This window comes from Chryseobacterium aquifrigidense, assembly GCF_006716485.1.
Lineage (GTDB): Bacteria > Bacteroidota > Bacteroidia > Flavobacteriales > Weeksellaceae > Chryseobacterium > Chryseobacterium vietnamense.
Map to the genome: position 1 here is coordinate 943,801 of NZ_VFPD01000001.1, position 26,015 is coordinate 969,815.

18 protein-coding genes are annotated in these 26,015 nt (G+C 37.5%); 9 read left to right on the plus strand and 9 right to left on the minus strand.

What is annotated here, in order from left to right; genetic code table 11:
* The 6 genes from FB551_RS04185 to FB551_RS04210 all read right to left on the minus strand — a co-directional run bounded on the left by FB551_RS04185 (position 1) and on the right by FB551_RS04210 (position 9,746).
* On the minus strand, positions 1 to 1,221 hold the full coding sequence (locus tag FB551_RS04185; protein ID WP_142015359.1) for a DUF4876 domain-containing protein: 1,221 nt from the start codon (positions 1,219 to 1,221) through the stop codon (positions 1 to 3).
* A 21-nt stretch (positions 1,222 to 1,242) separates the two neighbouring features.
* Positions 1,243 to 4,038, minus strand: a complete 2,796-nt coding sequence (locus tag FB551_RS04190; protein WP_142015362.1) for a TonB-dependent receptor plug domain-containing protein — start codon at positions 4,036 to 4,038, stop codon at positions 1,243 to 1,245.
* Positions 4,039 to 4,330: 292 nt separating this feature from the next.
* Positions 4,331 to 6,289, minus strand: coding sequence for a T9SS type A sorting domain-containing protein (locus FB551_RS04195; protein ID WP_142015365.1), 1,959 nt, complete (start codon positions 6,287 to 6,289; stop codon positions 4,331 to 4,333).
* Positions 6,290 to 6,449: 160 nt separating this feature from the next.
* On the minus strand, positions 6,450 to 7,628 hold the full coding sequence (locus tag FB551_RS04200) for an acyl-CoA dehydrogenase family protein (protein ID WP_142015368.1): 1,179 nt from the start codon (positions 7,626 to 7,628) through the stop codon (positions 6,450 to 6,452).
* Positions 7,629 to 7,756: 128 nt separating this feature from the next.
* A complete protein-coding gene (locus tag FB551_RS04205) occupies positions 7,757 to 8,545 on the minus strand; it encodes an NUDIX hydrolase (RefSeq protein ID WP_052186977.1) in 789 nt (262 codons plus the stop codon).
* A gap of 16 nt (positions 8,546 to 8,561) precedes the next feature.
* On the minus strand, positions 8,562 to 9,746 hold the full coding sequence (locus FB551_RS04210; RefSeq protein WP_142015371.1) for an MFS transporter: 1,185 nt from the start codon (positions 9,744 to 9,746) through the stop codon (positions 8,562 to 8,564).
* A gap of 176 nt (positions 9,747 to 9,922) precedes the next feature.
* Here FB551_RS04210 and FB551_RS04215 point away from each other — a divergent pair, with 176 nt between their 5' ends.
* From FB551_RS04215 to FB551_RS04240, 6 genes are all read left to right on the plus strand, one after another.
* On the plus strand, positions 9,923 to 12,841 hold the full coding sequence (locus tag FB551_RS04215) for a SusC/RagA family TonB-linked outer membrane protein (RefSeq protein ID WP_142015373.1): 2,919 nt from the start codon (positions 9,923 to 9,925) through the stop codon (positions 12,839 to 12,841).
* 9 nt (positions 12,842 to 12,850) lie between these two features.
* Positions 12,851 to 14,380, plus strand: coding sequence for a RagB/SusD family nutrient uptake outer membrane protein (locus tag FB551_RS04220; RefSeq protein WP_047431337.1), 1,530 nt, complete (start codon positions 12,851 to 12,853; stop codon positions 14,378 to 14,380).
* 3 nt (positions 14,381 to 14,383) lie between these two features.
* Positions 14,384 to 15,808 carry a glycoside hydrolase family 30 protein gene (locus FB551_RS04225; protein ID WP_142015376.1) on the plus strand — a complete coding sequence of 475 codons (1,425 nt, stop codon included), beginning with the start codon at positions 14,384 to 14,386 and terminating at the stop codon, positions 15,806 to 15,808.
* A 9-nt stretch (positions 15,809 to 15,817) separates the two neighbouring features.
* Positions 15,818 to 18,040: a beta-glucosidase BglX gene (gene bglX / locus FB551_RS04230; RefSeq protein WP_142015379.1), complete on the plus strand. Its 2,223-nt coding sequence runs from the start codon at positions 15,818 to 15,820 to the stop codon at positions 18,038 to 18,040.
* Between the two features lie 81 nt (positions 18,041 to 18,121).
* Positions 18,122 to 18,931 (plus strand): glycoside hydrolase family 16 protein, encoded by an 810-nt coding sequence (locus tag FB551_RS04235; RefSeq protein ID WP_142015382.1) that lies wholly within the window; start codon positions 18,122 to 18,124, stop codon positions 18,929 to 18,931.
* Between the two features lie 40 nt (positions 18,932 to 18,971).
* Positions 18,972 to 20,411: a glycoside hydrolase family 30 protein gene (locus tag FB551_RS04240; RefSeq protein ID WP_142015384.1), complete on the plus strand. Its 1,440-nt coding sequence runs from the start codon at positions 18,972 to 18,974 to the stop codon at positions 20,409 to 20,411.
* Between the two features lie 159 nt (positions 20,412 to 20,570).
* Here FB551_RS04240 and FB551_RS04245 read toward each other — a convergent pair whose 3' ends face one another.
* The gene (locus FB551_RS04245; protein WP_034697597.1) at positions 20,571 to 21,380 is read right to left on the minus strand and encodes an enoyl-ACP reductase FabI; all 810 of its coding nucleotides are present in this window, start codon (positions 21,378 to 21,380) and stop codon (positions 20,571 to 20,573) included.
* A gap of 120 nt (positions 21,381 to 21,500) precedes the next feature.
* Positions 21,501 to 21,800 carry a hypothetical protein gene (locus FB551_RS04250; protein ID WP_047431323.1) on the minus strand — a complete coding sequence of 100 codons (300 nt, stop codon included), beginning with the start codon at positions 21,798 to 21,800 and terminating at the stop codon, positions 21,501 to 21,503.
* A gap of 139 nt (positions 21,801 to 21,939) precedes the next feature.
* Between FB551_RS04250 and FB551_RS04255 the strand changes: the two genes are divergently transcribed.
* From FB551_RS04255 to FB551_RS04265, 3 genes are all read left to right on the plus strand, one after another.
* Complete coding sequence (locus tag FB551_RS04255) at positions 21,940 to 22,500, plus strand: DNA-3-methyladenine glycosylase I (RefSeq protein ID WP_142015387.1); 561 nt, start codon at positions 21,940 to 21,942, stop codon at positions 22,498 to 22,500.
* A 250-nt stretch (positions 22,501 to 22,750) separates the two neighbouring features.
* Positions 22,751 to 24,028: a hypothetical protein gene (locus FB551_RS04260; protein WP_142015391.1), complete on the plus strand. Its 1,278-nt coding sequence runs from the start codon at positions 22,751 to 22,753 to the stop codon at positions 24,026 to 24,028.
* A gap of 174 nt (positions 24,029 to 24,202) precedes the next feature.
* Positions 24,203 to 24,964, plus strand: a complete 762-nt coding sequence (locus FB551_RS04265) for a Rossmann-fold NAD(P)-binding domain-containing protein (protein ID WP_142015393.1) — start codon at positions 24,203 to 24,205, stop codon at positions 24,962 to 24,964.
* Positions 24,965 to 25,138: 174 nt separating this feature from the next.
* Here FB551_RS04265 and FB551_RS04270 read toward each other — a convergent pair whose 3' ends face one another.
* The gene (locus tag FB551_RS04270) at positions 25,139 to 25,993 is read right to left on the minus strand and encodes a nucleoside phosphorylase (RefSeq protein WP_142015395.1); all 855 of its coding nucleotides are present in this window, start codon (positions 25,991 to 25,993) and stop codon (positions 25,139 to 25,141) included.
* Between the last annotated feature and the right edge of the window lie 22 nt (positions 25,994 to 26,015).

A 26,015-nucleotide genomic window follows, 5' to 3' on the forward strand; every position in this document is an offset into this window, starting at 1 on the left:
TTAATTGAATAAAGATGGCTTTACACCATGTTCAAAGTCTGTTGTGGAGTTATTGGTGTCTTTAAGGATATTTTTACCCTCCATTGTTTTTCCTGTTACTTTTCTGCGGACAGCTTTTCCGAAACGGTTTTTATCTCCGTCAAAAGTAGTTACGGAAGTCCATCCCGTATCCAAAGAAGGTGAGGTTACCAGCCATTGGAATGAATCCTGTACACTTAAATTGACTGCATCTGTGATCCATTCATTCGGAATTTTAACAGCAGTTCCGTCCATTGGATATACATCACCGTTAATGGTAAGGTTATAAGTGTAAGTATAGGAGTTTTGGGCAATCAATGCTTCGGTAGTCATCCCCTGTGGCATCCGTGCCAGGGCATAAGCATAATATCCTTGTGTATGGATCACCATTTTTTCAAAGACATTCACCATTTTCGGAACGGCTGGGTTATCAATATCATCTGAGTCTTCTGTGAAAATCTGGAAGCTGGCGTTAGATAGATTAATGGATGAAGGGTTAAAATCTTTATGATTAATAGCATCTTCGGCAATAATAATAGATTCTCCGGCTTTTACGGGATACATCGTTCCGTTTCCGGGAATTCTGATGATAGCACCTGCAGATAGAACAGTTCCCATGATATTGGGGCTGTAATCCTGTTTTTCATTCGTCATGAAGCTGGATTGTATTAATAGCATACCATCTGCATACAAGGTCTTGTCCGTATTATTGGTAATTTTAAAATACTGATCACCGAAATACATGGCTCCCTCTGGTGTTTTGGTTCCGGTAAAGAAGACTTCTTCTAAGATCAGATCACTACTGTTACCTGATTTCAAAGAGAGATCCAGCGTTTTGCTGGTTTCATTGCCATTGATAACGATTCCGTTTTGTACACCGGCAACTTTAGCTTCTACCGATCCGGAGTTGTCACCGTACATAATGCTTCCTTCTGCAGTGATATTATATGTTCCTGAAGGAAGAACAACCTGCAGAACATTGGTGTTTTTTAGCTCTTGGGTAATGGTAAATCCTGAATTTAACTCTTTGAAAATGATAGAAATATTTTTATATTCTTTAACCTGAATAGGGTCAGAAACTACTTTAAGCTCCAGTTTTAATGAGGTTTTTGCTTCAGGAGCTTCATTGGAATCTGAAGAACAGGCTGTAATGGCAAAAGCTGCCCACAATACGAACAGTGTTCTTAATACATGTTTTAACATAATTTATTGAATTGAAATTGTTTATAAATTGAAATTGATTTCCATTCCGAAGTAAGGATCATAAGCTCCTTTTCTGTTGATGGTAAATCCGTTGATAGTGTAAGGAGTATAATAGCTGAATAGTCTGTTTGCGAACATGGAGACTACAATCGCTTTATTTCTGAAACTTTTGGTTACTTTCAGGTTGAGATTCATTTCCATAGGTCTTCTTGTGGTATTGTATACATCCTCATTCTGAGCGATGATCAGACTTTCCAGAATAGTTCCCTTTACGGAATCCGGATGATAGGGAAATATAGTACCGTTCTGATCCACATAATGGCTTGGAATTCCGCTCATAGGAAGAATTTGCCTCGTAGAATACCAGGAAAACTGAAATGATGAAGAAAAAACAAGATCCAGACGGGGAATATAAGTGTCCAGCATCAGATTGGTATTCAAAACCTCATTCACGGAATTGGGCTCCATTCCTTCATATAATCCAAGATAAGGATAAGGTCTTCCGTTGATCAGTAAATCTCTTCCTCTGTATACGGGCAGACTGTTTCCGTATTTTGTCCGGAACCAGGCTCCGTTTAAGGTAAACCTTGTGTTGATCACCGGGATTCTATTGGAAGAATATTGAAATTCAATCCCTTCTTTGTCTACTTTGCTGCCATTTCGCTGTGTGGTATAGAGAAAGTTTTCATTCACTGTCTGGTAGGGAAGTGTGTTCACATCCGGCGGGGAAGTGATGGCATTAGGATTCAGTCCCGAAGTATCGTATTTTTTGTACTGATACAAGGCGTATTCATTCATAGATCGAAAAGCATTGCGCATATTTTCCTTAAATACAGTGACTGAAAGCTGATGTGCTCCCAGACTGAAATCTATCCTTGCTTCAAATTTCTCATTCACGGCAGGTTCTATATCCGGGTTCTGTGGATTGTAAATCAGTGTTTTATAATTGATTCTTCTGTAGTTTGGATTATTATGAAAGTAATTCAGTTGCTGGATGTCCTTATAAATAAGTTCAGGATACAGAATATTGAGATCGGGGAACAGACTCTGTTTACCATATCCTAAAGTTAAAGCTATCGTTGTTTTTTTATGCATCCAATCAAATGAAGGAAGTTCCCATTGAAAACTGGCTCTTGGATCTGCATACCATTTTCCATTCATTTTGAAAGAAGAAGGTAAATTCATCATGGTGTTTCCTCTCAGTCCTAATGCCAGTGTAAGTTTATGCTTACCTGCATGTAAAGAGTTGATAGACTCCATAAACAACGCAGAAGTCATATAAGAAGGAATATCCCGATAGGCACGAGGTCTGAATGTGGCTTTGGGATCAATAGGTCTGTAAATGTCAAATAATTGTCCTTTCCCCCAGTTTTTACTCATCTGCCAGTCGAATCCGGCATTGAATTCATGCGTTATAGATTGATAGTTAAGCTGGAAATTATTAATCATTTTGACAAATACATCAAGTGGTTTTCCGTCTACCGTATAATTTGAAATGTAGCGTGGTTCAGGGTAGTAGCCATCATATTCACCTTCGGTTCTGGATAGAGGAAAGGCCGTTGCATTCTCAAGCTGGATAAACTTGGTTTGTTTTATTTTGTCAAATCTCTGGTTAACCGTTGCCTGAATTTCAGTGGAGCGGTAGAATGACGGTTTGTTTTTAGTATAATTGAATACATTGGAGAGACTCAGGAAATGAGTATTCACTTCATAAGAATTCAGTTCGGACAAATCGATGTCAGGATCAGATTTTGAACCGTCCAGAGAACCTGTGTAACTAAGATTGCTTTGCCATTTTGCCGTTCCATGATCATATTTTTTTTCTTTCATGATACCAAGGTGGGTGGTAATTCTTTTATAGCTTTCCAGGCGGTCTCTTGGGTCTGTTTTTGCGTTCAGATAATCCAGACCGGCATTGATTTTCAGATCTTTTTCTTTATTTTCAAAACCTTTGCTTACGGCAAAAAGCTTACTGTAACCATCTGCTTTGAATCTGGCTTTCCATTTTGTATATCCGGATTTATTGGTGATTTTTACAATTCCTGACGTAAGATTTCCATAGATTACAGAAGGAATTCCACGAATAACTTCCACGCTTTCAATCTGATCTGTAGAGATCGTTCGCATATCTACACCGCTGGTTATATTAAGCCTTCTTTTAAGTCCGTTATTCGTTTTGTCTAAAAAATCATAAGAATACTGAAGGTTGGCATTAGAGTTGAGCGTAGCACCATCCACCAAAAATGTAGTTCCCATCGAAGAAGTATCGTAATCAGTATTAGGCCTTCCGGTTTCACGGAGACTGATCTTGTTGGTCTGATTAAGAACCGGATCATTGGATCTTCCACCGGGAAGAAGTTCCAGAAGATCGGAAAAACTTGAAGGTTGCAAATGTTGCATAGCCCGCTGATTAATGATAGAGGAAGAGGTAAGCCCTTTTCCTTCTTTCGCCGTAATGACCACTTCTTCAATGGTGTTGAGTTTCTCCTGAAAGTGTAGCGTAAAAACTTCTGTCTTTGTGACAAATATCTTCCCGGTATATACTGAAATCCCGTTTTTCCAGGCTTCTATTTTATATTTTCCAGGCACAAGAGAGAGTTGTGCGGTTCCTTTATCATCGGTAAATACTGAATAGGAAGTTTCTTCACTGGAAATCTTAATTTCAGAACCTTTTACTAAGTCCGGATCTTTGCTTTTTATTTCAAAAGTGATGATGAATTCTAGGTTTTGTGCCTTGACGGCTGTCATCGTAATGATAAAAATAAGAAAACTGAAAAATCGAAGCCTCAAAGGAAAGCGGGAGTCATGATGTACCATCTGGCATTATTCTTTCGGCAAAAGTAGCATGCTCAGTAGAAGTTTACTAATTTTATTTAGAATAATTCAAAATAAATGACAAGAATCATTTTTGCTATTTTAATATAATTTTTGCTAAAAGTTGAAAATGGATATTGTAAAATGATAAATAATAATGGATTATGTAATTTTAAGGTTTTTAAAATAAAATTTATCTCCAATTATTTTTTGTGGAGTTATTCATCGATAAAAAAAGCACTTCATTGCTGAAGTGCCAAAAATTAACTTGAAATGAGATATGAAGAGTGATTGTTTACACTTTTATTTTTTTGCTGATGGTTTTTCCGTTAGAAAATGTGATTTGTATAAGATATACTCCCGCTTCTAAGCTTCTGGATTCAAACACTGGTTTATTAATTTCCTGCTGAATGATCAGAGCTCCGGAAATACTGTAAATGCTAACGTTTTTAATATCCGTGCCGGATTTAGCAATAATTTGTTGTTTTAGAGTATAAATATCAGTACTGTTTTCTGATGACACTGTTCCTCCAACGGCCTTGCGGAACTGAAGATTATAATAAGGCGTAACTACTTCAAATGTGTAGTCTTTATTTTCCAGATCCTGAATGTTGATTCCTCCGGCTTCACGATATTGTTTTTGGGAAATACTTTTGATCAGGGTTTTATTTTCATCAAAAATATGTACAGCAGTAAGTTCCTCCTGATCTACTTTTAATTGCAAAACTGATGAGCTTGCAGATTGTACAATTTCGTTTTCAGCAACTTCTTTTGGTGTGTTTTTGATGTATGGAATTATTTTATTTTCGTTGTTTTCCGATACTTTTAATAGATAGACTCCGTCTTTTAAAGCCGATAAATTTTGGGTGTTGGCTGTTCTGCTCTGTGTTTTTTCTTTATTGAAATCTGTAATTTCAACCAGCTGCATATTGCCCAGATCAGGCTTGATCTGTGAAGACAGAAGGGAAGGCCTTTCAGATGCTTTCTCTGCTGACTGCTTACCGAAAATTGCCCCTGCAATAGCCCATTCATTAAGAAATCCGCCGCTTCTCAGCGTATTGAATTTAGCATTGGAAGCTAATGTAAAAGGAAGAATTCCTCCCACATGTCCTAATGGTCCCCAGTAAAAAGAATCCAGTTTATATTTATTCAGATCCCACCATGGATAGTAGCCACGCTGAACATCAATAGTTTTGGACGTATTTTCTGGCGGGATAGCTAAATCTATGGTAGAATGTCCCAGTGTCATTGGTGTTTTATTATACCAGTCGTAGACATCCTTAGGTTTCATGCATAGCCTGAGCTTATTATTGGGATTATTAGTAACATCATTAACGAAGCTGGTTGTAAAGAGCTTTCTCCATATAACAGGACCCCACAGAAGTCCGCCGTTATCCTGAACAACATGATAATTGTATTTGTCCAGATATTCGGCAGATATAACTTCTGAAATATCATTATTATACGTTTTATATCCTGTATTGTTGCAGGTATGAAGGACATTTGCCAGGAATGAGGTGAAAGGATAAAAATCTTTTTCAAGGACTCCTTTATTTAACGTTACTCCGGAGAAATCGTAAGGTCCGTCTCCCATGTAAGCATACTTAAATTTTATCTGAGTGGGGTTTGAAACGCTTAATCTTTTTAATGTAGACATAGCAGCGTGAGCGCCTTGTGAATAGCCGGCCAGGAAATATTCATCATAACGTTTAATGTTCAGTTGGGCCAATACTTTATTTGCGGCTGTTATAAAATCTATTGTAGCTCCGGCTTCTGTGGCATAATCTACATATGGGTGAGTTCCGTCCCCAGTTCCCATCCCTACGTAGTCGGGTGCCATCAAAATATAACCGTTGAGTACATAGGATAGTTCAACAACAAATCCAGCGGTTAAAGCTCCTTTAAAATTAGACGGAACATTGTGTCTGCTGTCTGTAGTTCCATGATCCGATACTACTGTTGAGAGTTTGAAGGGTACATTAGGATACATCAGTAATCCTGTTGCTTTTACAAGAACATTGTTCTCGTTTTTGGTGTAATAAGTGATTTTGTACCCTTTCAGCCCGAGATTGAAGCTGTTCAGGTAGTTTGCAAATTCCGGAGCATCCTGATCACCAAGATTATTGGCGATAAAATTGATGACTCCCTGAGGTGTTAAATCCAGTTTCTGTTCGGCACTTACAACATCACCAGCCTGCTGGGCAAAGTAAAATGGAGCTGTAAGACTTAGTAAAAAAGTTGTGATTTTTTTCATATTGTTTGTTTTTGTGTGGTATTAAAGTAATAAATTTAATAAAACAACAAAAAATTTAGAAGATCAATAATTATTCATTGAATATAAAATCTCTGCAAAGTGAGTAAAATAAAAGAGTCTGACCATTGGCCAGACTCTCTGCATTTATATTTTTATCTTTTTAGAAAGCGTTGATTCCTGTAATATCCAATCCGGTGATCAGCAAGTGAACATCATGTGTTCCTTCATAAGTAATTACAGATTCCAGGTTTGCGGCATGTCTCATCATAGGGAATTCACCCATGATTCCCATACCACCAAGGATCTGTCTGGATTCTCTGGCTATTTCAATAGCCATATGTACGTTATTACGTTTAGCCATAGAGATCTGAGCAGGCGTTGCTTTGTGTGCATTTTTAAGATTTCCCAGCTGAAGACAAAGTAACTGAGCTTTTGTAATCTCTGTTAAGAATTCAGCTAATTTTTTCTGCTGAAGCTGGTAAGAACCGATTGGCTTTCCAAACTGTTTTCTTTCTTTAGAATATTGAACAGCAGTACAGTGGCAGTCAATAGCAGCACCGATTACTCCCCATGAAATTCCATATCTTGCAGAGTTCAGACAAGATAAAGGTCCTTTTAATCCTGTTACTCCAGGAAGAAGATTCTCTTTCGGAACTTTTACATCATTAAAAACAAGCTCTCCTGTTTTGGAAGCTCTTAAGCTCCATTTATTGTGCGTTTCAGGAGTAGTGAAACCTTCCATTCCTCTTTCAACGATTAATCCCTGTACTTTTCCTTCCTCATTTTTTGCCCATACCACAGCGATATCGCATAAAGGAGAATTGGTGATCCACATTTTCGCTCCATTCAAAAGATAGTGATCTCCCATGTCTTTAAAATAAGTCTCCATAGAACCTGGATCAGAACCATGGTTAGGTTCAGTTAATCCAAAAGACCCGATCATTTCTCCGGCAGCAAGTTTTGGAAGATATTTCTTTTTCTGTTCTTCAGAACCGAATTCGTTGATAGGAAACATCACCAATGAACTTTGTACCGAAGCAGCAGAACGTACTGCAGAATCTCCTCTTTCCAGCTCCTGCATAATCAGACCATAAGAAATCTGGTCTAATCCTAAACCGCCATACTCAACCGGAATATACGGTCCCAGTGCTCCGATTTTCCCCAATTCTCTCATAAGATTAGGAATATCTGTATGATTTTGAGCGGCCTGATCTATCTGCGGCATTACAAAACTTTCAACCCAGTCTCTTACAGATTGGCGGATGAGTTTGTGTTCTTCAGTAAGTAAAGCATCAATTCCATAATAATCAGGGATGCTTGTAAGAGGATAATATGACATGATTTTTTGATTTTGTTAAAAATAGCATTTTTCGTGGTGTCTGAGAAATTTTTTTAAAAACTTGTTTTACTATTGATTTTCAGGGGTGTACTGCTATTTTATTTATGATTTTGGTTAAATTTATATTTTTATGACTCCTCATCATTAGAGATGGGATACTGATTGGTAGAATTATGAACTTCAGTTTTAAATTTATACAGATAGGGTGCTTTATTGGCTGAGCCATCATAGAGTTTTTCCATTCTGTCCAGAATATTTAGGCTTAAAATTTTTCGCTGAAAATTATTTCTTCTGAATTTCTGTCCTAAAATAGTTTCATAAAGGGCCTGAAGATCCTTCATGGTAAACTTTTCAGGAAGCAGGTTACTTGCTGCAACCTCTGTATTGATATTCATTCTCAGATATTCAAGACCTGTCTCTATAATTCTGTCGTGATCGAATGCCATTTTAGGCAGGTTGTTGACTTCAAACCATTCACAGCTTTCATTGAAAGCATCAGGGAAGGTATCAGCCAGCGAAAAATCAATAAGGCTGCAGTATCCTACTGTAACGAACCGCTGGAAAATCCAGTGATCTTCAGGAACGGTTATTCCTTTATTTTTAAGGAGAATCTGATGTACATTATTCTCTGTACGGTCTATTCTTCCAAAGGTGTGAAACTGTTTCAAAAATAACCCTTTAAGATGTGTTCTTTCAAACAAAACCCTTTCAGCAGCTTCTCTCAGGTCTTCATCATTGAAAACAAAACCACCCGGAAGTGACCATAGATCCAGATCATGATATTTTAAAAGCAAAACTTTCAGAATGTTATTATGAAAGCCGAATATGGTGCAGTCAACGGAAATATGCGCTACGAAATCTTTCGTGTCAATGAGTTCCTGTAGCGTTTCTTTACTTTTTGTGTCTTTGATTTTCATGGCAGTAAAAATAAAACTATTTTCTATTTGTGACAGTAAAATATATAAAACTAATCACAAAAAGCAGAATTACAGAAGATAAGATGTATAACGGATAATAATTCAACAGCTGCTTTTCAAACAAAACGGCCATAATAATAGAACTGACAGAGCTGCCCAGGGAGGAAAAAATAACAATAAGCGAGGTGAAAAGATTAATCTTATCTTTATCCACCTGCGCAATCATCCTTGAGTTGATCACGGGGTAGAGGGGTGAAAGAAACAATCCAATAACCGGAAATAAAAAAAGCAAGAATCTGGAATCTTCAGAGTCAAAATACTGTATCCCCAGTATCATGAACAGTAAGGTGATAATAAGTACCATACATGTAATATAATATCTGGGTAATGAAAATTTTTTGATAATATTGGCAGTAACTGTTCGGCCTGCATAAGAAAAAATAGACAAAAAAGAAGTGGCCTGAAGTGCAAAAAAAGAATTGACTTTCAGATGGTTTTTATAAAAAGAAGGAAGCCATGAATTGAATCCCTGTTCCACAAAGACGATAAAAAAGACCACTCCTAAAAACAAAGCAACTGCAGGGGTGGTAAACCCGGATAATTCTGAGAGAATACTTTTACTTTCCATAGGTTTTGACTCTACTATTTCTATTTTCGAAAGCAGAAAAATAGTCAGTACAGATAATAAAGCAATCAACAGGAAACCAGACTTCCAAAATTCCGAGTACTGGCTGGAAATCACCCATCCAAAACCAGTATTCACAACGAAAATCCCGATCATAAAAGAAGCTTCAACATTATTCATGGTCTTTGCCAGGGATTTTTCATCCGAAATATTATTCCTGATAATTCCAAAAACACAGATTTTACCGATAGCAAAACAGGCTCCTATAATTGCAAACCACAATTTATAAAACCAGAAAACTTTTACAAAAGGAAGAAGACAGCAACAGAATCCAACAATAGCCAGGGCCAGAATCAATGCTTTTTTAGGTCCGGTCTTGTTGATAAAGCTCACTGCAAAAAGCGAAATAAAAGCAATAGGTAAATCTTTGAAAGATTCTAAAAGCCCCAGTTCTCCATAGGTGATTTTCTCTTCTGACAACTGCAGAATCACCAGTCCCATACAGTTTAGAACCATTGAAAAAATGAGAAAGGTAAGTTTTAACGGAAGAGAAATTTTTGAAGGCTTGACGATCATTTTGGGAGATAACTTTATTAATTTTTTATGAAATTTTATGAAATATTGATGCTAAGATAGGGCTTCTAACCCTGAAAAATAAAAGAAAAATTAAAATATTTATGAATAGAATGTTAATTAATTAAAAAAAAATATATTTTTATTGTCTCAATTTGAGAATTAAACAATAACTGTATATGAATGTAAGAATATCAAGAAGCGTAGGAGTGGTTGCCGTCCTCTATTTTACGGCCAACTTCAGTGCCCAGACCACCAAGGTGAAGGACACACTTGCGAAAGAAAACAAAATAGACGAAGTGGTAGTCATCGGTTACGGTACTCAGAAAAAGAGTAATGTGACAGGAGCTATTTCCAGTGTAAGGGCGAAGGATATTGAGGATATTCCTTCAGGAAAGCCTGAACAGGTCCTTCAGGGAAGGGCGGCAGGTGTTTCTGTGGTGACCAATTCCGGACAGCCTGGGTCTGCAGCTACAGTAAGGGTTCGTGGTGTAACAAGTTTTGGTGCAGGAAGTAATGATCCTTTGTGGGTTGTAGATGGAATTGTTGTGGATAATATTGCATGGCTCAACCAGTCTGATATAGAAAATATGGAAATTCTGAAAGATGGTGCCTCTGCAGCGATCTATGGGGTTTCTGCAGCCAAAGGTGTTATTCTTGTAACAACCAAGAAAGGGAGAAAGGGAAAGATGAACTTAACCTATAATGGTTTTTACGGGGTGGGATCGGCATCAAAAAAATTGGATCTTTTGAATGCCAGCCAATACGGAACTATTATTAATGAAGCTCTGACTAATGCCGGAAAGGCCCCGCGTTTTACTAATCCTCAATCTTTTGGAGCCGGTACAGACTGGCAGGATGTAGTGTTCAACACTGCTGAAAGAAAGTCTCATGAATTCAGTCTGAGTGGAGGAAATGACAGATCTACTTTTTATTCTTCTTTCGGGTATTATGAACAGGACGGAATTGTCCTGAAAGATATTTCAAATTACAAAAGAATGAATGTAAGGTTGAATTCTACCCATAAAGTTTTTGATTTCCTTACCATTGGACAAACATTCTCCTATACTCACCAAAAGACGAAAGGAGTTAATGCGAATGACGAATTCGGAGGTCCTTTAAGTTCAGCGATCAATTTAGACCCTATAACACAGGTAGTGGTTACAGATCCTGCCTTATTGAATACAAGCCCGTACAATAATGCAGGTATTTCTCCTTATCTGATTAGAGATGCTTTCGGAAATCCGTATGGTGTATCAACTATTGTAGAGAATGAGATGACAAACCCACTGGCATTCAGACAAACTCAGCTTGGAAGATACAACTGGTCGGATGATTTTGTGGCGAATATATTTGCAGAGTTAAAGTTTTTACAACATTTTACTTTCAAAACTACCCTTAACGGAAAACTATCTTATTGGGGAAAAGAACAGTTTACCCCTAAATTTTATCTTAATACCAATTCAAGAAATACAGTATTTAATAGCTTCTTAAGAGAAAGCAACAGAAAGCTGGAATGGAATACGGAAAATACATTGACGTATCAGAATAAATGGGGAAATCATAATTTGAGTGTATTAATCGGACAGGGAGCTTACTTTTATAATATAGGTTCCGGAAATAATACCACCTATATCAACCTGCCGGTTAATAACTGGGAGGACGCGTCCTTTAATTTTGATGTTCCTCAGGAAAACCGTTCAACATCAGCTTATGACGGGGTTGAAACCCACAAGGCCTCTTATTTTGCCAGAGTGATTTACGATTATGAAGATAAATACCTGTTTACCGGTACAATCCGTAGAGATGGTTCTTCTAAATTTGCAAAAAACAGACATTGGGGGAACTTTCCTGCCTTCTCTTTGGGATGGAATGTCTCCAACGAAAATTTCTGGCCGGAGAATAAGATCGTTAACACTTTGAAGTTCAGGGGAGGATATGGTGTTTTAGGTAATGATGCTATTGAAAACTTCAGGTTTGCCAACTTCCTTAAATCAGGAAGCAATTATACTTATGGTGATAATAATATCATTATCGGATATGCTCCAACTACTCTTGAAAACCCGGATCTTCGCTGGGAAGAGACTTCTCAGTTGAATATTGCTGCCGATTTGAAATTCTTAAATGATTTTACTTTGACAGTGGATTGGTTTAAGAAGAAAACAACGGATATTCTTCGCCAGGTAGATATTCCAGGATATGTAGGTGCCCCGGACAGACCTTGGAGGAATGTGGGGGATATGAACAATACTGGTGTTGAAGTTAATCTGGGATATAAAAAGACCTGGTCTGATTTCGGAATTTCAGTAAATGGTAACTTCTCTTATTTAAAGAATGAAGTAACAAGACTTGAAGATGATAAAATCTACGAAAACTTTGCATCTTTCCAGTCTATGGGACCGGTAACAAGATTCCAGGTGGGTTCACCTTACGGAGCTTTTTATGGATATCAGAATCTGGGTATCTTCCAGACACAGGCAGAAATTGATGCCTATAGAAATGCCAGTGGTGGCCTGATACAGCCTAATGCCAAGCCTGGTGATTTCAAAAGACTTGATGTAAATGGCGATGGCAGAATCAATCAGGATGATTATGAATATCTGGGAAGTTCTGTCCCTAAGTTTACCTATGGTTTAACATTAAATCTTAATTATAAGAACATAGATCTGATGGTGTTTTTACAAGGTCAGGGAGGAAATAAGATTTTCCAGGGTCTCAGAAGACTTGATCTGTTCTACAGTAATTACCAAACTACAATTCTTGATCGATGGACAGGACCAGGTACTTCAAATACAGTGGCAAGATTGGATGCCGATGATAAAAATGAAAATTACACCAAAATGTCCGACTATTATCTTCAGAAAGGAGATTTTATGAGAATTAAACTGGTTCAGCTGGGATATACGCTGCCGGTAGAAATTTCCAAACGCTTTGGTGCCAGTAAGGTAAGGTTTTATGTAACAGGAGAAAATCTTTTCACTTTTACAAAATATACAGGATATGATCCTGAAATTGCAGTTAATGATTCCTATGGTATAGATAGGGCATATTATCCACAGGCCAGAACATTCATATTTGGTGCTAACATTCAATTTTAAAAAACAAACATGAAAAATAGATTCTATAAAGCAATAGTACTGATCGCACTTACATCAGGTATTGGATTCAGTTCCGTATCCTGTGGTGATGAGTTCATTGAAGATGTACAGAATAAAGGAGCTTTTGACTCCAATAACTACTTCCAGAATGAAGAGCAGTCTTTTAGTGCGCTGGTATCAGTGTATGACCTGCTAAGAAAATATTCTGGCGGGTTTGAAAATACGGTCACTTTCTTTAACGCAGCTTCCGATGATTTCTATTCCGGCGGCGGAAGTCCTACAGACGGTACCGGAATACAAAGTTTCTCTAACTATTCCATTGATCAGATCACTGTTCCCAAAACCTACTGGAATGATTTCTACCAGGGAATTGCAAGAGCAAATCTCCTTATTCAGAGAATTCCGGGTGCTAAAATGAATGATCAGGTACGCAAGAGATTTATTGCTGAAGCTAAAACGCTGAGAGCACTTTACTATTTTGAGCTGCTGAAAATGTTTGGAAATATTCCTCTCATCTTACAGCCTATTACAGCAACCGATGATTATTATAATATCCCTCAGGCAGAGACTCAGAAAGTGTATGAGCAGATTGAATCAGATATTGTAGCATCCATTAATGATCTTCCGCTATCTATTGCACCTACTAACAAAGCTGAGGTAGGAAGGATAAGCCAGGGGACAGCCAGAGCTATCCTGGGAAAAATTTATCTGTATAACAATAAGAAAGATCTTGCTGCAGCCCAATTTGCAGAAGTGAACGGAACGCCGGGACAAGCCAGTCAGTACGGATATAAATTAATTGCCAATTATAATGACCTGTGGAGACAGGACAACAAGTTCACCACAGAATCTATTCTGGAAGTGATGCATACCAATAAAGGAAATTCAGACTGGGGCTTCTGGGGGCAAGGAAAGGATGAAGGAAACTCTATCTGTATAATGATAGGACCGAGAGGATATGATAGATTAAAGACTACAGCACCTGATATTGTTTCAGGATGGGCATTTAATACTGCAACAGAAGATCTTTATAATTTCCTGAAGGACGATCCGAGAGTGAATGCCACGATCCTGAACGCAAAACAACTGACTGCAAGCGGAGAGATCAAATATTCACCCGCTCATAATGATACCGGTTATTTTTTGAATAAATATCTTCCCAGAAGAGATGAGGTATCCAATCTTCCCGGAGCTCCGGAGCTTAACTACAGCAGGAATTATATCGTAATCAGGCTGGCAGATACTTACTTAATGGAAGCCGAAGCATTAAACGGCTCTGGTGCAAGAGCCCAGGCTCTATTGGATGCAGTAAGAGCCAGAGTTGGGCTGCCTTCAGTACCAGTAACACTGCAAGCTGTTAAAGATGAACGCAGACGTGAACTGGCTGGTGAGGGGCATCGATGGTTTGATCTCGTAAGATGGGAAGAAGCACCTTCCAAATTAGCATCTAGAGGATTTAAACCCAATAAGAATGAGCTTTTACCGATTCCTTATAATGAACTTCTTAATACGAAGATCAAACAAAATCCTGGTTACTAAAATATGAAGTTTCACAACTTATATAGTTTCTTTAGAGGTGCCGCACTACTTAGTGGTGTGGCCCTTTTTCCTTTATCATGTACATCAATGGCTTCCCATAAAGGAAATGAAGTACAGTACTGGCTTACAAAAGGAGATGAAAGTGTAAAATTACAGCAGCAGACCTCTGTTAAATTTTTAAATAACACCAACAGCTTTCAGAATATTGAAATTGATGATGCTCAAAAGTTTCAATATGTTGATGGCTTTGGATATACATTAACAGGAGGAAGTGTTGAGGTAATCAACCGTTTGTCGCCTTCCAAAAGAAAAGCACTGCTTAACGAACTTTTTGGAAATGGTAGAAATTCAATTTCTATCAGCTATTTAAGATTAAGTATTGGTGCTTCCGATCTTGATGGCGAAGTATTTTCATACGATGACCTGCCGGAAGGACAAACAGATATTGCTCTTTCAAAATTCAGCCTTGCAAAGGACAAAAACCTGATTGCAATGCTGAAAGAAATTCTAACGATTAATCCTTCCATTAAAATCATTGCAGCACCTTGGTCTCCTCCTGTTTGGATGAAAGACAACGGAAAATCAAAAGGAGGAAGTCTGAAACCGGAATTTTATAAAACATATGCTGAGTATTTTGTAAAATACATTCAGGGAATGAAAAAAGAAGGGATCACCATTGATGCTATAACTCCTCAGAATGAGCCTTTACATCCTGGTAATAACCCGAGTTTATACATGCCTTCTGAGCAACAGGGAGATTTTATCAAAAATCATTTGGGTCCGGTTTTTAAATCCAATGAAATTACCACCAAAATTGTTGTGTATGATCACAATTGCAACAAACCTGAATATGCTATTGATATTTTAAAGGATTCCGAAGCAAACAAATATATAGACGGATCTGCTTTTCATTTGTACGAAGGAGATATCTCTGCTTTAAGTACGGTACATGATGCTTTCCCGGATAAGAATTTATACTTTACTGAACAATGGACAGGTTCCAAAGGAACTTTTGCCGAAGATCTGAACTGGCATACAAAAAACGTGATCATCGGATCTATGAGAAACTGGAGTAAAATTGCGCTGGAATGGAATCTAGCCAACGATCCGAAGTTTGCCCCTCATACAGATGGCGGATGTACGGAATGTAAAGGAGCAATAACCGTTTCCGATAGCGGGAATTTCACCAGAAACGTTTCCTATTATATTATTGCACATGCTTCAAAATTTATTCCTGCAGGTTCTCAACGTATCGCTTCCACACAGACGGATAAACTTTCCACAGCGGCTTTTAAGACTCAATTTGGGAAAATAGTTTTAATTGTACAGAACGATAATCAGGCAGATGAGAATTTTAATATTAAATTTGCTGGCAAAACCGCTGCAGTAACAATTTCAGGACGTTCTACAGCAACCTATATTTTTTAATTTGATACTATGAAAAGAGTTTATTTCTTACTGGCATTTTCCGCATTTGGACTGAATGCTTACGGACAAAAAACAATTGATCAGAAAGTAACAGAGTTGCTGTCTAAAATGACCCTTGAAGAAAAAGTTGGACAAATGGTACAATATAGTGGTTTTGAATATGCTACAGGACCACAGCAATCCAACTCTGCTGCTGTTTTAGAAGAAATTAAAAAAGGGAAAGTAGGTTCTATGCTGAATGTTGCCGGATCGGAAGAAACAAGAGCCTTTCAGAAACTGGCGATGCAGTCAAGGCTGAAAATTCCTTTGCTGTTCGGGCAGGACGTTATCCATGGATACCGTACCACATTTCCTGTGAATATAGGACAGGCAGCAAGCTGGGATCTTGGAATGATAGAAAAATCAGAGAGAATTGCTGCAACAGAAGCCGCCGCTTATGGTATTCACTGGACATTTGCTCCAATGGTGGATATTGCCAGAGATCCGAGATGGGGAAGAGTGATGGAAGGTTCCGGGGAAGATACTTACCTGGGAACAAAAATAGGGTTGGCAAGGATAAAAGGGTTTCAGGGCAGAGGTTTGGGAAGTCTGGATGCTGTAATGGCCTGTGCAAAACATTTTGCAGCATATGGAGCTGCCGTAGGTGGAAGAGATTATAATTCTGTAGATATGAGTCTCAGACAGCTTAACGAAACATACCTTCCGCCATTCAAAGCTGCGGCAGAAGCAGGAGTAGCTACTTTTATGAACTCTTTCAACGATATTAACGGAATTCCCGCAACAGCCAACCAATATATTCAGAGAAATCTTTTAAAAGGAAAATGGAATTATAAAGGTTTTGTAGTTTCAGACTGGGGAAGCATCGGAGAAATGGTTCCTCACGGTTACGCAAAAAATGGTGCTGAAGCTGCTGAAAAAGCAATACAGGGGGGAAGCGATATGGATATGGAAAGCCGTGTCTATATGGCAGAACTTCCAAAACTGGTTAAAGAAGGGAAAGTAGATCCTAAACTGGTAGATGATGCAGCGGGAAGAATTTTAACCAAGAAATTTGAAATGGGACTTTTCGATGATCCTTACAGGTTCAGTAATGAAAAAAGACAGAAAGAACAGACCGATAATCAGGAAAACAGAAAATTTGGAAGAGAATTCGGATCAAAAAGTATTGTTCTTCTTAAAAATCAGGGAAATATTCTTCCGCTTTCAAAAACTACAAAAACAGTAGCTCTGATTGGTCCTTTCGGTAAAGAAACAGTAGCCAACCATGGTTTCTGGTCTGTTGCATTCAAAGATGACAACCAGAGAATCATTTCACAATTTGACGGAATTAAAAATCAATTGGATAAAAACTCCACTTTACTGTATGCAAAAGGCTGCAATGTGGATGATCAGGATAAAAGCCAGTTTGCAGAAGCTATAGAAACGGCGAAAAAAGCTGATGTTGTCATTATGACACTGGGAGAAGGCCATGCGATGAGTGGAGAAGCAAAAAGCAGAAGTACTATTGGTTTTACTGGCGTTCAGGAAGATTTATTAAAAGAAATTGCCAAAACAGGGAAGCCCATCATTCTGATGATCAATGCAGGACGACCTCTGATTTTCAACTGGGCGGCAGATAATATTCCAACAATTGTTTACACATGGTGGTTGGGAACCGAAGCAGGAAACTCTATTGCAGATGTTCTGTTCGGGACCGTAAACCCCGGAGGGAAACTTCCAATGAGCTTTCCGAGAACAGAAGGTCAGATTCCTGTATACTACAATCATTATAATACAGGAAGACCGGCAAAAAATAATACAGACAGAAACTATGTTTCAGCGTATATAGATCTTGATAATGATCCGAAATATCCGTTTGGATATGGTTTAAGTTATACAGATTTCAAATATTCCGATATGGTATTAAGTTCAACAAGCCTTGCAGGAAATCAGACTCTGAATATCAGTGTTACCATTTCCAATACAGGAAAATATGATGGCGAGGAGGTCGTTCAGCTTTATATCAGGGATCTTTACGGCAAAGTAGTAAGACCTGTTAAAGAGTTGAAAGGTTTCCAGAAAGTATTCATCAAAAAAGGAGAAAGTAAAAAAGTAGATTTTAAACTTACTCCTGAAGACTTGAAATTCTTTGATGATGAGCTGAATTTTGACTGGGAAGGTGGAGAGTTTGATATTATGATCGGAACTGATTCTCAACATGTACAGACCAAAAGAATCAACTGGACAAAATAAATTCAATAGGAGCGGGTTAAACCCGCTCATTAAAAACATCAGAAAAGTTGGCTTTAGCCAAAACTTAAAACTCTAATATATATGAATCTCAAAGCTAAAAATATCATCAAAATATGCGCAGCAGGAACTTTTTTCCTTACTGTTTTGAACTGTGCCTCGCACAAACCTGATGCTCACAGAACACTTGTTTGGAGCGATGAATTTAATGGTAAAGGCCTTCCGGATTCATTAAAATGGAATTATGATGTAGGAGGTGGAGGTTTTGGAAATGAGGAAGCTCAGTTTTATACCAAAAACAGGCTTGAGAATGCCAGAATGGAAAAAGGAAATCTGATTATTGAGGCCAGAAAAGAAAACTGGGAAAACAATAAATATACTTCGGCCAGACTTTTAACCAAAGGAAAATTTGCTTTTCAGTATGGAACTGTAGAAGTAAGAGCAAAACTTCCCAAAGGCCGCGGAACATGGCCTGCTATCTGGATGATGAGTGAAAATATGAAGAAATGGCCGGATGATGGTGAACTGGATATCATGGAGCATGTGGGTTATAATCAGGGATATATTCATGCTTCGGTTCATACTAAAAAGTACAACCATATTCAGGGAACCCAGAAAACCGATACGCTGTTTGTAAAAGATGCAAGCGAAAAGTTTCATGTCTATAAAGCAGACTGGACACCGGAGAAGATAGATGTGTATATCGATGATCAAAAATTTTTCACCTACGAGAATAAAGAGAAAAATAATGAAGCTTGGCCTTTTGACAGACCTTACTTTATTATTTTAAATCTTGCAGTAGGAGGGTTTTGGGGAGGAAAAGAAGGTATTGATGATACGGTTTTTCCACAGAAGTATTATATAGATTACGTAAGAGTCTATCAAAATAAATAATGAAAATGAGGACCACTGGGTCCGGAAACAGAAAAAAATCATGAGAAAACTAATTGTAAGTTGTTTTGTAGTAGTTGTTGCTGTTAATGTCAATGCTCAGAATTATTGGAAAAAAAATGCAGGAAAAACAGCTAAAGTAATTCTTACCAATTCGAAAGTGAATGAGAAGATGGTGGATAAAGGAGCCGTTAAATTTGAACAATTTGGTCAGCCCAAGGAAACGGAAGCCTGTATTTTTGTAGCTCCCAACTTTAAATATCAGAAACTGATAGGAATTGGCGGTGCCATCACAGATGCATCAGCAGAAACTTTTTATAAAATGCCAAAGAACAAGCAGAAGGAAATTCTGGATGCTTATTTTGGAAAAAACGGATTGGGTTACACTGTTGTTCGTACCAATATGAATTCCTGTGACTTTTCCAGTGATTCTTATACCTATGTAGAGGATAACGATACTTCTCTAAAGACGTTTAACGTTGCTCACGATGAGAAGTATAAAATTCCGATGATCAAAGAAGCTCAGAAAGCGATAGGAAATAATTTCACATTTTATTTCTCTCCATGGAGCCCGCCGGCATGGATGAAATCAAACCAAAGCTTATATAAAGGCGGAAGACTGGAAAATCAGTATTACCAGACGTGGGCAGATTATTATATCAAATTCATCAAAGAATACGAAAAAAGAGGTATCAATATCTGGGGATTAACAGTTCAGAATGAGCCAATGGCTACCCAAAGCTGGGAATCATGCATCTACACCGCTGAAGAAGAAGGAGAGTTCCTGAAAAAAAATCTTGGGCCAACGCTTTGGAAAAACGGATATAAAGACAAAAAAGTAATGATCTGGGACCACAACAGAGACCTTATCTATCAAAGAGCCACTACTACATTAAGCGATCCTGAAACTTCAAAATATGCCAGCGGTATCGGATATCACTGGTATGAAACATGGAACAATAAAACCCAGCTTTTTGATAATTTAGCAGAAACGCACAGAGCCTTTCCAGATAAATTTCTTGCCTTTACCGAAGGATGTAAGGAACAGTTCAATATGGATAAAATTTATGATGTAAGTTTGGGAGAGCTGTATAGCAAAAACATGTTGAACGACTTCAATAAAGGAAATGCTTTATGGACGGACTGGAATATTCTACTGGATGAAACCGGAGGACCTAACCACAAAGGAAACTTCTGCTTTGCCCCAATTATTGCTGACACCAAAACAGGAGAGGTATTCTATACTTATGAATACTATTATATAGGCCACGTTTCAAAATATATCAAACCGAATGCTCAAAGAATCGGAAGTTCTTCCAACAGAGCAGCACTGACATCTTCTGCTTTTATGAATGAAAACGGACAGTTGGTAACCGTTATTATGAACGATTCCGATAATGATATTGAAACCAATCTATGGATAGAAGGAAAGGCTGCCAAACTGAATGCTCCTGCACACTCTATACAGACCATAATTATATAGTTTCATATTACATATTAATATTATTTTTGACGGAACCGGCGGCCTCGAAGAGGCCGCCGGTTTTATTGTGAATCATGAAGATCAGAATGATAAAAACAAAAACCCCATGAAATTTTCATGGGGTTTATTTATTCTGAACGAAACTGTGTCAGTTCGTTATTATTCAGCATCGTATTTACTGATTACTTTCTGAGTTACTCCTGAACTGCTGAAACCTCCATCATGGAATAAGTTCTGCATCGTTACTTTTTTAGTAAGATCAGAGAACAAAGTTACACAGTAGTCTGCACATTCAAGAGCGGTAGCATTTCCTAGTGGAGACATATCTTCTGCATATCCAAGGAATCCTCCGAAACCTTTCACACCGCTACCTGCAGTAGTCATTGTTGGAGACTGAGAAACGGTATTTACACGTACTTTTCTTTCTCCCCAGTAGTTTCCAAAAGTTCTTGCAATGCTTTCAAGATAAGCTTTGTTATCAGACATATCATTATAATCCGGGAATGTTCTTTGAGCTGCAATATACGTAAGCGCCAAAATGCTTCCCCATTCGTTCATACAGTCTTTTTCCCAAGCTACACGCATTACTTTATGGAAAGAAACAGCGGAAATATCCCAGCCTTTTTCCAACCAGTCGTAATTCATTTCTGTATAATGTTTTCCTTTTCTTACGTTGATAGACATTCCGATAGAGTGAAGGATAAAGTCGATTTTTCCAAATTTTGCAACAGCGGCATCAAAAAGTTTTTCAAGATCTTCTATAGAAGTAGCATCAGCACCTATTACTTCAGAACCTGTTTTTTCTGCTAAACCATTAAGTTCTCCCATTCTCAAAGCAATAGGAGCATTAGATAAAATGAATTCAGCACCCTCCTCATGGCATCTTTCAGCAACTTTCCATGCGATAGATTGTTCATTAAGGGCTCCAAAAATAATTCCCTTTTTGCCTTTAAGTAAACCGTATGACATAATTTTTTAATGTTTATTATAATACAAATGTAACAATAATTGTGCTTATGGCATAATAAAAAATGGAGCCTTATCAATTTAAGACTCCATTTTATTGAAAATATTTATATGACTGAAATACTAATTGGTTTTCTTATTCCATTCTGCCTTTACATCCTCTGCTGCATCTTTGGTTTTTTCCCATGCTTCATCTGCTTTATCCTTGATATCTTCCCATGCATCGGATACATTAGCTTTTACCCTGTCGAGCCAGTCTTCCTGGCTGGCTTCCTGATCATTATCCCTCTTCTCATTGATATAATCTTTAGCCTTGTCTGCCAATTCATCGATTTTCCATTTGGCTTTGTCCGTTGCATTCTGTAAAGAATTTTCTACATTATTGACTGCATTTTCCGCTTTGTTGTACTCTGAATTGTTCATAATAGTATAAATTTTAATTTGGTAATGGTAATTAAACAATAACCATTCCTAAAACAGGAAGTCTCTGTTAAACTTTTCATAATATTTTGTTATATCTTTCAAAATCAGTAGTAACTTTAACCTGTAAAATATGATAATTATGGAAAAAATTCGCTGTGGCTGGTGTGAAAAAGACGATCTCTACAGGAAGTACCATGATGAAGAGTGGGGAAGACCTGTTTACGATGATGAAACAATATTTGATTTCCTGATTCTGGAAAGCTTTCAGGCCGGCCTGAGCTGGTATACGATTTTGTCTAAAAGAGAAAATTTCAGAAAGGCTTTTGATCATTTTGACTATAAAAAAGTGGCTGCCTATTCTGATAAAAAGATTGAGGAATTAATGAATAATCCTGGTATTATAAGGAACAGGCTCAAAATTCTGTCAGCGGTAACCAATGCACAAAAATTTATAGAAGTTCAAAAGGAGTTTGGAAGCTTTTCCAACTATATCTGGGGTTTTATTGGTGGAAAACCAATGGATAACAATCCTGAAAAACTATCAGATGTCCCTACCACAACAGAGATTTCTGATCTTATTTCCAAAGAACTTAAAAAAAGAGGGTTCAAATTCGTTGGATCTACAGTCATTTATGCCCATATGCAGGCTACAGGAATGGTCAATGACCATATAAAAGAATGCTTTACCAGGAAAAAGTAATTTGTTTTTATTCAAAATTTAGTGAAGTTTATTGTCAATTATATAATTAAAAGATTTAAACGCAAGATAAGCGATACCTGAAAAAGCTTAATGAATGCTTGTTTGGTAAGTATTTGATATTAAACGTTTTTCATTGTTTTGTGATTAAATTTTATTTTAATCACTATATTGTGTTTTTAATTATGATTTTTTTAATAAAACCAGTAATTTGTTAAAAATTCGTATATTTGCACCTCCTAAAAATAGAGGAATGTCAAAAGACTATAAACTACAATACACTTTACTTTTTCTGCTATTTACTTGTTGTATGTATGCTCAGGTTGGGATAGGAATATCCAATCCTGCACCTTCAGCAATGCTTCATGTAAATGCAAATAATAAAGGAGTGCTTCTCCCAAGTGTTGCTTTGACTGCGACAACGGATAATATTACGGTACCTTCACCGGCAGACGGACTAATTGTATGGAATAATGGAAGTTCCACCCTTACAGATATTGGATTTTATTACTGGTTTGAATCTAAATGGAACAAAATTTCAGCAAACGGCGGAAATACCACTAAAACAGAAGATGGAGCCAACTGGAATCTTACAGGAACGAATGTAGGGAATTATGGAGCCGCCAATACAACTCTGGCTTTAGGAACAAAAACATATGATGATCTGATCTTTAAAGTAAACGCTTTAACAGCCGGGAGACTGGGGGTTGATAATTCAGTAAGCCTTGGAATAGGATCGGCCGCCGGGCAGAATAGTATTGCTTTGGGAAGTGCAAGCTCAGCATTTATGGGAATTTCTATTGGAAGTGCAGCAGTAGTTTCCGGAAATGAAGCTTTAGCAGTAGGAAATAAAACTACAGCAGCAGGATTCAGATCTACAGCAATAGGATTTCATGCACAGACCGGCAGTAATGAATCTGTAGCTGTAGGAAATAACTCTTCCGCAGATGGATTTCAGTCTATTGCGTTAGGATATAATGCAAAAACGAATACAAATAGTGAAACGGCTTTGGGATATAATGCTGTAACCAATAGTCAGAACTCAACTGCTTTAGGCTCAGAAGCTAATGCATTGGGACAATACTCAACAGCAGTGGGATACGGAGCTTCTACTTCACAAGCCAATGCGATCATTCTGGGAAACAGCAATGCTAATGTAGGCATTGGAACAAGTGCTCCAAATGTCTCCGCGAAACTGGATGTAAGTGGACAATTTAAATTGGGAGAAAAGGGCAGTGTACAGAAAAATCAGATGAGTTTTGAAGCTTGGCCTGGAATATCTATCAACAATATACAACCAGGAAAATCTACAACCATTGATATTCCGGTTCCGGCAGAATACCAGCCTGGCTCTACAAGAGCTGTAGTTGTGGTTTCTCCGGCGGGTGACTTTCAGGGGAATGCCTCTTTTTCCATCTCAAATCCAAGGTTGACTTCCACTTCCAGTATTACAATTAATCTCACTAATATTTCAGGAAGTGCCAACAGCTTGTATTCCGGACATTTTTATGTGATGATCAATGAATTTTAAATAATATTTTTTATTATAGTTGATATGGTGTGAAGGACTTCCGGATTGGGAGTCCTTTTTTATTATTATGCATATATACAGGCTTAAATTGAAATTTCTTTTCATATTAAAATATCATACATCTGCAAATAAGTTACTTTTGTATCATTAAAAAATGAAAATTTCTATCGAGATATGAAAAATATAGGAATCATAGGCTATGGCTGGCTGGGAGAAAGAATAGCGTCCTCCTTGTCCGGAAAGTATAGTATATCCGCAACCACGACAACAGATAAGAAAATAGATGATATTAACAGCAAAGGAATTCATGCAGTACTAGCTTCTTTTCCGGATTATCAGCTTACAGAACCTTATTCCCGATGGTCTGAGATTAAAGATATGGATGTTTTGATTATTACCATTCCCGTTTCTGAAAAAAGCTGCTGTGTGAGTTCATTGTATAACAGGATTCAGAATTTGTCAGCCTTTATCGGGGATTTTAAAGGGCAAATGTTTCTGATGAGTTCAACAGGGGTTTATCCTGATCTACCCAAAGAATTTACAGAAGAAGATATGCCTTTGGAAAAAGTATCTGGTGAAAGAATGCTTAGAAATAAATATCCCCAACTTAATATTCTAAGGCTTGGTGGCCTCATGGGAGACAACAGGCTTCTGAAAAATTACAATGTGAGTAATCCGGATCACGCGGTAAATCACATTCATTATATTGATATCAGCGGGATTATCTCCGAAATGATTGAACAGAATACTGAGTCAAAACTATACAATGTAACGGCACCCATTCATCCGCCAAAAAGCCAGGTAATCAATGCTCAGAAAAATATTCCTGATGATGAAGAATTTGAGGTGAAAGGAAAGAAGGTTATGTCTTCAAAGTTGGTTTCAGAACTGGATTATACATTTCAATATCCGGATCCTAGAACTTTTCATTTGTAATCATGGCATTTGTATCATTGATTATTGGCCTTTAAAAACTCAACAATAAAAATTCAATTAGGAACGGGCTTTAGCCCGTTTTCAAAATAGATCAGTTTCATTGGCTTTAGCCAAAACCTATAAAAAAACCTCTGGAAGTTGTTTCCGGAGGTTTTTTATTATATCAATAAATAATTATTTAATAATTCTTTCCAATACCCATTCAATAAGGTTTTTCTCAGAAGCATGGTGATCTGCAGAGAATTCTCCACGTCTTCTGTTGGCAATAACGTTATTTACAGTAATAGCTTTGTGTCCTAATAATTTTGAAAGGGCATAGATTGCAGAAGTTTCCATCTCGAAATTGGTGATTCCAAGGTCGTTCAATGTTTCTAAGAACTGATCATCTACGGCCTTTAAACGAAGCTGTCTTCCTTGCGGAGCATAGAATCCCGGGAATGTTGCTGTGTTTCCATGGTATTTGGCATCTTTGTAATATTCTCCCATTTCTTCCGCCCAGTCTGAGAAATAAAGCATCGGCTTAATTTTTTCGTATGGGAATTTTTCTAAGAAACTTTTCGAAAACTCATTTTCGAAGTTGTAATCCTGATAAAAGTGCATTAATCCGTCCAAACCAACAACATTCTGAGTAACCAGCATATTGTCTACCTGTACATCAGGGTTTACACTTCCGCAGGTTCCCATACGGAAAAGTTCAAGAGCTTTGTGCTCGGTTTTAAATTCTTTATTCTGAAGATCGATATTCACCAAAGCATCCAGCTCGTTCATCACGATATCAATGTTTTCGGTACCAATACCTGTCGACATTACGGTAATTTTTTCCCCGCGAAGCGTTCCTGTATGGGTATAGAATTCTCTTTTATTTTTTTTGATTTCTACGGTATCAAAGTATTTTGAAACTTTTGCCACTCTGTCCGGATCGCCCACAAGGATAATTTTGTCAGCAATATCTTCAGGTAAAAGATTCAGGTGGTATACACTTCCGTCTTCATTCAGAACAAGTTCTGAGGCAGCGAGTTTGTTTAGCATAATATGTATATTTTTTTGATTT

Bases quoted from the DNA above. Each gene is read 5' to 3' on its own strand.
- FB551_RS04185 (WP_142015359.1), bottom strand. From the start codon at position 1,221: ATGTTAAAACATGTATTAAGAACACTGTTCGTATTGTGGGCAGCTTTT.
- FB551_RS04190 (WP_142015362.1), bottom strand. From the start codon at position 4,038: ATGGTACATCATGACTCCCGCTTTCCTTTGAGGCTTCGATTTTTCAGT.
- FB551_RS04195 (WP_142015365.1), bottom strand. From the start codon at position 6,289: ATGAAAAAAATCACAACTTTTTTACTAAGTCTTACAGCTCCATTTTAC.
- FB551_RS04200 (WP_142015368.1), bottom strand. From the start codon at position 7,628: ATGTCATATTATCCTCTTACAAGCATCCCTGATTATTATGGAATTGAT.
- FB551_RS04205 (WP_052186977.1), bottom strand. From the start codon at position 8,545: ATGAAAATCAAAGACACAAAAAGTAAAGAAACGCTACAGGAACTCATT.
- FB551_RS04210 (WP_142015371.1), bottom strand. From the start codon at position 9,746: ATGATCGTCAAGCCTTCAAAAATTTCTCTTCCGTTAAAACTTACCTTT.
- FB551_RS04215 (WP_142015373.1), top strand. From the start codon at position 9,923: ATGAATGTAAGAATATCAAGAAGCGTAGGAGTGGTTGCCGTCCTCTAT.
- FB551_RS04220 (WP_047431337.1), top strand. From the start codon at position 12,851: ATGAAAAATAGATTCTATAAAGCAATAGTACTGATCGCACTTACATCA.
- FB551_RS04225 (WP_142015376.1), top strand. From the start codon at position 14,384: ATGAAGTTTCACAACTTATATAGTTTCTTTAGAGGTGCCGCACTACTT.
- bglX (WP_142015379.1), top strand. From the start codon at position 15,818: ATGAAAAGAGTTTATTTCTTACTGGCATTTTCCGCATTTGGACTGAAT.
- FB551_RS04235 (WP_142015382.1), top strand. From the start codon at position 18,122: ATGAATCTCAAAGCTAAAAATATCATCAAAATATGCGCAGCAGGAACT.
- FB551_RS04240 (WP_142015384.1), top strand. From the start codon at position 18,972: ATGAGAAAACTAATTGTAAGTTGTTTTGTAGTAGTTGTTGCTGTTAAT.
- FB551_RS04245 (WP_034697597.1), bottom strand. From the start codon at position 21,380: ATGTCATACGGTTTACTTAAAGGCAAAAAGGGAATTATTTTTGGAGCC.
- FB551_RS04250 (WP_047431323.1), bottom strand. From the start codon at position 21,800: ATGAACAATTCAGAGTACAACAAAGCGGAAAATGCAGTCAATAATGTA.
- FB551_RS04255 (WP_142015387.1), top strand. From the start codon at position 21,940: ATGGAAAAAATTCGCTGTGGCTGGTGTGAAAAAGACGATCTCTACAGG.
- FB551_RS04260 (WP_142015391.1), top strand. From the start codon at position 22,751: ATGTCAAAAGACTATAAACTACAATACACTTTACTTTTTCTGCTATTT.
- FB551_RS04265 (WP_142015393.1), top strand. From the start codon at position 24,203: ATGAAAAATATAGGAATCATAGGCTATGGCTGGCTGGGAGAAAGAATA.
- FB551_RS04270 (WP_142015395.1), bottom strand. From the start codon at position 25,993: ATGCTAAACAAACTCGCTGCCTCAGAACTTGTTCTGAATGAAGACGGA.